The following is a 7457-nucleotide window of genomic DNA, read 5'->3' on the forward strand; positions in this document are numbered from 1 at the left end:
GGTGTCGGTCAGCAGCGCCAGCCCGCGCAGCGAGAAGTACTCGCACTCGGTCGGGATCACCACGCCGTCGGCGCAGGCCAGGCCGTTGACGGTGAGCAGGCCCAGTGACGGCTGGCAGTCGATCAGCACGTAGTCGTACCGGTCCAGCACGGGGTGCAGCGCGCGACCCAGCGTCTGCTCGCGCCCCACCTCGTTGACCAGCTGGATCTCGGCGGCCGACAGGTCGATGTTGCTGGGCACCAGATCCATGTGCTTGACCCGGGTCTGCAGCAGCACGTCGTCGATCGACACCCGCGGTTCGACCAGGACGTTGTGAATGGTCTTTTCCAGCTCGTAGTGCGGGACGCCCAGGCCGGCGGACAGCGCGCCCTGCGGGTCCATGTCCACCAAAAGCACCCGGCGGCCGTACTCGGCGAGCGCGGCACCCAGATTGATGGTCGACGTGGTCTTCCCGACGCCGCCCTTCTGGTTGCACATGGCGACGACTTTGGCCGGGCCGTGCGAGGTGCGCGGCTGTGGCTCCGGGATCGCCCGCGGCGGCCGCCCGGTCAGACCGAGCTCGACGCCGTTGTCCGGCTGCTCGGTCATGGCGGGGGTGTTCGGGAGGTGAACATCGTCGGAAAGTCTAACGGGTTCATCGCGCGAAACTCGGCGACCCGCAGGCAATTAACCAGCCAATACGGGGAAAAATCGGTGGTAGAACGCACATCCCGACAGCCTATTCACTCCAGTCACAGCAGCACCACTTTCCGGGGGCCCAAGGCCCTTGCGGCCGGGTCGGCCGGCAACACCACCGGCCTATCGTGGCGTCTATGAACCTGAAGCGACGGATACCTCTGTTGCGTTGGTCGGTCTGGCGCATGGCCGCCGGCGCTCAGAACATCACCACCACCGGCCAAATCGGTGACGGGCGGGAAGCGGCCGCCGTCGAGTACGTGCTGCAGAACGCGCGGGCCGGCGACATCGACGACGTGCTGGCCACCATCGACAGGTTCGCTTACGAGAAATCGCTGCTGATCAACGTCGGCGACGAGAAGGGGCTACTGCTCGACGCCGCCGTGCGGCGCGCCGATCCGGCGCTCGCGCTCGAGCTGGGCACCTACTGCGGCTACGGCGCCCTGCGCATCGCCCGGGCCGCCCCGAAGGCCAAGGTGTTCTCGGTCGAACTCGCCGAGGCCAACGCCGCCAACGCCCGCCAGATCTGGGCGCACGCCGGCGTCGCCGACCGGGTGACGTGTGTCGTCGGCACCATCGGCGACGGTGGGCGCACCCTGGACGCGCTGGCCAACGAGCACGGATTCGCCGATGGCACACTCGATTTCGTATTCCTCGACCACGACAAGGACGCCTACCTCGCCGACCTGACGAGCATCGTGGAGCGGGGCTGGCTGCATCCGGGTTCGATCGTGGTCGCCGACAACGTCCGGATACCCGGCGCGCCGAAGTACCGCGAGTACATGCACCGCCAGCAGGGCAAGCGATTCGACACCGTCGAGCATAAGGCACACGTCGAGTACCAGACGATGCTGTCCGACCTGGTGCTGGAGTCCGACTACCTCGGCGACTGAGCGACTACTGCGCCCGCGGGTGGGCCTCGGCCCACACTTCGCGCAGCGCGTGCACGGTGACCATGGTGTAGATCTGCGTCGTCGTCACCGAGGCGTGGCCGAGCAGCTCCTGCACGACCCGCACGTCGGCGCCGCCCTCGAGCAGGTGAGTGGCGAAGGAATGCCGCAGCATGTGCGGCGACACCCCCGAGGTGATCCCGGCGCGCTCGGCCGCGTCCTGCAGCACCTGCCACGCGCTCTGCCGCGACAGCCGCCCGCCGCGCACATTGAGGAAGATGCCCGGCGTCCCGCGCCCGCGGCGGGCCAGCTCCGAACGCCCCCGCACCAGATAGGAATCCAGCGCGGCCACGGCCGGGCGCCCGATCGGCACCAGCCGCTGCTTGCCGCCCTTGCCGCGCAACAACACCGACCGGGCGTGCGTGTCGACGTCGTCGACGTCGAGGCCGACGGCTTCGGAGATCCGGGCGCCGGTGGAGTACAGGAGTTCGAGCAGCGCCCGGTTGCGCAGCGTCAGCGGACCGTCGGCCGGGCTCTCGCCGCCGGCGCCCTCCAGCAACGCCAGCACCTGGTCTATGGTCAGGCTTTTGGGCAGCCGGCGGCCCGGCGTCGGCGGGCGGACCGCGCGCGCCACGTCGAGTTCGGCCAGCCCTTCCGCGGCGGCGAACCGATGCAGGCCGCGCACCGCGATCAGCGCCCGCGCCGCCGACACCGCCGACAGCGCGGCGACCCCGGTGTCGGGATCGCCGCGGCGCAATGCCACCAGAAACTCGCTCACGTCGTTCTCGCCCACCTTGGCCAGATCGTGAATTCCGCGGTCCGACAGGTGTTTTGTGTAGCGGCGCAGGTCGCGGCCGTACGAGCTCAGGGTGTTCGCGGCGACGCCGCGCTCGATCGTGAGATGGTCAAGGTAGCCCTGCAACTGCGTGTCCAGCGCCACCGTTGTCATTGCGCGGCCTTACGCGCTGCGAACGCCTTCGGCTTGTCCTGCCACGGGCTGTCCACCGGACGCGGCTGCACGAACCCCGTCGTCACGGCGTGGGCGGCCAAAATCCCGGCCACGGCAATGGCATTGACGACTTCACCGCTGAGCACCTTGCGGGCGGCGTCGGCCAGCGGATACCACTCCACTGTCATGTCGGCTTCTTCGTCGTGCGCCTCGGGCCGGTCGACCCGGGTCAGGCCGGTGGCCAGATACACTCGCACCGACTCGTCGCTGAAGCCCGGGGTGGAGTCGAGATCGACGAGCACCGCCCAGGTTTCGGCCTTGAGCCCCGCCTCTTCCATCAGCTCGCGTGCCGCGGTGAGATGGGCGGCCTCGCCGTGGACATCGAGCAGTCCGGCGGGAAGCTCCCACAGCCGCCGGCCGAACGCGTGCCGGTATTGGTAGACCATCGGAATGTTGCCGTCGTCGTCCATCGCGACCACGGCGACCGCACCGAAATGTTCGACGATCTCCCGGGTCACGACCTTGCCACCGGGCATCCGCACCCGGTCGGTGCGCAGCGCGAAAATCTTTCCGGTGTACAGCGTTTCGGATGACGCCGTCTCGAAGACGTGGTCAGCCACGGGTCGCGGGCTCAGGTATAGGCCGCGCAGCGCTGTCCCGGTGCTGGATGCCGTTCGAGGACTGCTCCGGGATTTCCACCGGCAGCAGCTCGCCCGCCTTGTAGTCGATGGCCGCGCCGACGAATGCAACGAACAACGGGTGCGGCCGGGTGGGCCGGCTCTTCAGCTCGGGATGAGCCTGGGTGCCGACGATGAACGGGTGCACGTCCGGTGGGTACTCGACGAACTCCACCAGGTGGCCGTCCGGAGACGTCCCGGAGAACCTCAACCCGCTCTCCGCGATCTTGTCGCGGTAGGAGTTGTTGACCTCGTAGCGGTGCCGGTGGCGCTCGGACACCTCCGTGGCGCCATAGGCTTGGGCCACAATCGATTCCGGTTCCAGCACCGCGGGGTAGGCGCCCAGCCGCATGGTGCCGCCCAGGTCGGCTTCGCCGGCGACGATGTCGACCTGGTCGGCCATCGTGGAGATGACGGGATCGGGTGTCTCGGGGTCGAATTCGGCCGAATTGGCCTGCGTCAGACCCGCGGAGCGGGCGGCCTCGATCACGATGCACTGCAGGCCGAGGCACAGGCCGAACACCGGCAGCCCCCGGGTGCGGGCGTAGCGGATGGCGCCGATCTTGCCCTCGATGCCGCGGATGCCGAACCCGCCGGGGATCAGCACGCCGTGCACGTCGCCCAGTGCCGACGCGGCATCGGCCGGGCTCTCGCAGTCGTCGGAGGGCACCCACACCAGCTCCACCTTGGCGTGGTGTTTGAACCCGCCGGCGCGCAGCGCCTCGGTCACCGAGAGGTAAGCGTCGGACAGGTCAACATACTTGCCCACCAAGGCGATTCGGACCGTCTCGTGGGGCTCGTGCACCCTGCGCAGCAGATCGTCCCACTCGGTCCAGTCGACGTCGCGGAACGGCAGGCTCAGGCGGCGCACCACATAGGCGTCGAGTTCCTCGCGGTGCAGCACCTTCGGAATGTCATAGATCGACGGCGCATCCGGCGTGGAGATGACGCCGTCGATGTCGACGTCACACATCAGCGCGATCTTGTTCTTCAGCGCCTCGGGGACGGGACGGTCGCAACGCAGGATCAGCGCGTCCGGGGTGATACCGATGCTGCGCAGCGCGGCCACCGAGTGCTGGGTGGGTTTGGTCTTGAGCTCGCCGGACGGGGCCAGGTAGGGCACCAACGAGACGTGCAGGAAGAAGACGTTCTCCCGGCCGACGTCATGACGAACCTGCCGCGCGGCCTCCAGGAAGGGCTGCGACTCGATGTCGCCGACGGTGCCGCCGATCTCGGTGATGACCACGTCGGGCCGATTGCCCTCGGCGTCGGGCTGAGCCATCGACATGATGCGCGCTTTGATCTCGTCGGTGATGTGTGGAATCACCTGGACGGTGTCGCCGAGGTACTCGCCGCGCCGCTCCTTGGCGATGACCGTCGAATAGACCTGCCCCGTAGTGACATTCGCCGAGCCGGACAGGTCGCGATCCAGGAACCGTTCGTAATGGCCGACGTCGAGGTCGGTTTCGGCGCCGTCCTCGGTGACGAAGACCTCGCCGTGCTGGAACGGGTTCATGGTGCCCGGATCGACGTTGAGGTACGGATCGAGCTTTTGCATCGTCACGTACAACCCGCGGGCCGTCAGTAACTGACCAAGGCTGCTGGCGGTCAGCCCCTTGCCCAACGAGGAAGCGACGCCCCCGCTGACGAAGAGGTGCTTGGTGGCGGATTGCGGGTGCTTTCGCACAGGCGACCTCCGTGAAGACGGGCAGGGCGTGAAAATTGTTCTAGCGAATAACTAGATGGGCCTGCCGACCCACGGAAACCCACCCTAACATCCACCGCGCTGTGTCGCGGCTAACACGCCCGCTACTGGGGCACCGTGATTGACGTCGCCCCGTGACCGGTGCCGTACTGCCCGGCGTGCCCGCCGCCCAGCAGGTCGTGCAGGCCCAGGACCGCGGTGATGCGGCCCGGGGCGGCGTCGACGTCGTCGACCGTGCTGATCGCGGAGTTCATCCCGGCGTCGGCACGCGTCACCGCCACTGCGGCGCCTCCGGTCGCCGAACCGTCGCGCCCGGCGAGCAGGGTGCCCGAGCCGTGCGGGGCCAGCGCGGCCGAGAACCGCGCCACGCTGACGCCCTTGTTGCCGGCGTCCTGGGGCAGCGAGCCGCCGGTGACGACGAGCGCGGCGTTGGCCGCGCCCATGTGATCGGTTGCCTGATAGGTAATGAAGCCGGTATCGCGCAGCGCCGCCAGCACGGTGTTGCGCGCGACGTCGTCCACCGCCGGCACCGCCGGGTTGGCGTTGGCCAGCAGGGCGATGCCCATCAGGTCACCCGCCTGCGAACCCTGGTCGACGAGCTTGGTGCTCAGCTGCTGACCCGCGGGCAGCACCGAGGAATTCACCACCGTCTGCAACTTCTCCGCCGAGTTGGCCTCGACGAACTCCTGCGTCAGCGCCACCGTTCCGGTCACCGTCCCGCCGGCCTGACCGATGAACTTCGACACCGCGGCCACGTCGTCGTCCGTGGCGTCCGGCGTGCGGAACACCACCACCGTCTTGCCGCCCAGCGCGTCGTGTACCATCCGCCCGGCCAGTTGGGTGTCGAAATTGTTTGCCGCGCTGAGCTTTTCGTTCAGCACATTCTTCTGGTCGTTGAGCCCGGTGATCTGCGCGTTCAGGTCCCGCTTCTCGTCACGCAGGCTGGACAACAGGGTGTCCGACAGGAAGCCGGAGCCCAGCACGACCCCCACGGCCAACGCCAGGAAGACGGCCGCCAGCGACAAGGCATGTTGACGCAACGAGATCATCTAGGTGACCCACTTCTGCACCGTCAGGCAGAAGTGGTTCCAGTAGTCGGTGACCCAGTGCAGCACCGCGGCGTCGGTGCGCGACACCCACAGCGCCACGATGACGGCGATCAACATGGTCAGCGCCAGCAGCGCGATGGCGCCCGCCGAGATGTGATTGCGGTACAGGGTGGCCACGGCCTTGGCATCCACCACCTTCTCGCCGACCCGCAGCCGGGTCAGGAAGGTCGACGGGTTGCTGTGCGCGCGGGTGCGGTCGAAGAACGTCTCGATGTTGGCGGTGTGGCCGGCCGTCACCAGCAGCGCTGCGCCGTGGTGGTCGGCCAGCAGCAGGGCCAGGTCGATCGCCGAGCCCGCGGCCGGGAACGTCATCGCCCCGACGCCGAGGTCCTGAATCCGCTCCAGCCCGGGCGCGTGCCCGTCGGCGTCGGCGGGCAACACCACCTGGGCGCCACACTTGAGCGCGTCGGTGCTGATCTGGTCCGGGTCACCGACGATGACCTGGGGGCGGTAGCCCGCCTTGCGCAGGACGTCCGCGCCGGTGCCGACGCCGATCAGCGCCGGCTGATACTCCTTGATGAACGGCTTGAGCGAGCGCAGATCCTCGGCGGCACTGGGCTCGTCGGCGACGATCACCACGTGCCGGCGGCGCAGGTCGACGTCGACGTCGGGGATGCCGATGCCGTCGATCAGCAGCGGGCTCTCGCTCTTGATGAACTCGATCGTGTTGCCGGCGAAGGCCTCCAGGTGCGCGGACAGCCCGCTCTTGGCCTCGCGCATCAGGTCGGCGATGTCGTGGTCGGTGCGCTCGGTCCCGCGGACCAGCCTGCGGTCACCGGCGTACACCCCGCCCTCGTGCAGGCGGATCTTGGAGCCGTCCTTGACCTTCTTGAAGATGTCGGGTCCGGCCTCGTCGATCAGGGTCACCCCGTTGTTGACCAGCACCTCCGGGCCCATGTTCGGGTAGCGGCCCGACACCGACGGAGACGCGTTGACCACCGCGGCGGCGTCGGCCTCCACCAGCGCGTCCGCCGTGATGCGGTCCAGATCCAGGACGTCGAGCACCACGATGTCGCCGGGGCAGACGCGGCGCAGCAGGCGGTCGATGTTCCGGTCAACGCGGGCGGTGCCGACGAGGCCCGGCCGGGCGGGGTTACGGGAAAGCAGGCCTGACATCTTCATGGGGGCGATTCTGTCCGCGAAGCTGCGGCGGGGACGGGAGGCGCGCCGTAACATTAGCCTCATAAGTTATCTAGAGTCCCATTAGTCACATCTGTATTACTTGTTCCCTGCGGTTAGATCTCATCCTTCTGCGCCGCGTCCAGCAGCTCGCGGGCATGCGCGCGGCCGCTGTCGGATTCGCCCAGCCCGGCCAGCATCCGGGCCAGCTCGGCCACCCGCTCGTCGTCGGCGACCCGCCGCACCACGCTGGTCCCCTTCGGCCCCGCGCCGTGCACCACCAGGTGCACGTCGGCGTACGCCGCGACCTGCGGCAGGTGCGTCACCACGATG

The 7457-nt window shown here is 68.5% G+C and carries 7 protein-coding genes and 1 pseudogene; 1 reads left to right on the forward strand and 7 read right to left on the reverse strand.

The window, feature by feature from the left end; genetic code table 11:
- The coding region (locus tag A5708_RS22725) for a ParA family protein (RefSeq protein ID WP_065030777.1) at window positions 1-588 on the reverse strand (588 nt) is incomplete at its 3' end.
- A gap of 224 nt (window positions 589-812) precedes the next feature.
- On the opposite strand from A5708_RS22725, the gene A5708_RS22730 reads away from it, so the two are divergent.
- Window positions 813-1568 (forward strand): O-methyltransferase, encoded by a 756-nt coding sequence (locus A5708_RS22730; RefSeq protein WP_065030778.1) that lies wholly within the window; start codon window positions 813-815, stop codon window positions 1566-1568.
- A gap of 4 nt (window positions 1569-1572) precedes the next feature.
- On the opposite strand, the gene xerD is transcribed toward A5708_RS22730, so the two are convergent.
- The 6 genes and pseudogenes from xerD to A5708_RS22760 form a co-directional block, all read right to left on the reverse strand.
- Window positions 1573-2514, reverse strand: a complete 942-nt coding sequence (gene xerD, locus A5708_RS22735) for a site-specific tyrosine recombinase XerD (RefSeq protein ID WP_064885479.1) — start codon at window positions 2512-2514, stop codon at window positions 1573-1575.
- The gene (locus A5708_RS22740; protein ID WP_065030779.1) at window positions 2511-3134 is read right to left on the reverse strand and encodes an NUDIX domain-containing protein; all 624 of its coding nucleotides are present in this window, start codon (window positions 3132-3134) and stop codon (window positions 2511-2513) included. Before A5708_RS22740 ends, xerD begins: the two co-directional genes overlap by 4 nt.
- Window positions 3127-4878, reverse strand: a complete 1752-nt coding sequence (locus A5708_RS22745; protein ID WP_065030780.1) for a CTP synthase — start codon at window positions 4876-4878, stop codon at window positions 3127-3129. The genes A5708_RS22740 and A5708_RS22745 overlap by 8 nt, the downstream gene beginning before the upstream one ends.
- Before the next feature lie 122 nt (window positions 4879-5000).
- On the reverse strand, window positions 5001-5945 hold the full coding sequence (locus A5708_RS22750; RefSeq protein WP_065030781.1) for a copper transporter: 945 nt from the start codon (window positions 5943-5945) through the stop codon (window positions 5001-5003).
- The gene (steA, locus tag A5708_RS22755) at window positions 5946-7127 is read right to left on the reverse strand and encodes a putative cytokinetic ring protein SteA (RefSeq protein ID WP_065030782.1); all 1182 of its coding nucleotides are present in this window, start codon (window positions 7125-7127) and stop codon (window positions 5946-5948) included.
- Between the two features lie 113 nt (window positions 7128-7240).
- A pseudogene (locus A5708_RS22760) lies at window positions 7241-7457 on the reverse strand (DNA repair protein RecN); the annotation flags it as partial.

Origin of the sequence: Mycobacterium colombiense (genome assembly GCF_001672755.1) — a bacterium.
Classification (GTDB): Bacteria; Actinomycetota; Actinomycetes; order Mycobacteriales; family Mycobacteriaceae; genus Mycobacterium; species Mycobacterium colombiense_C.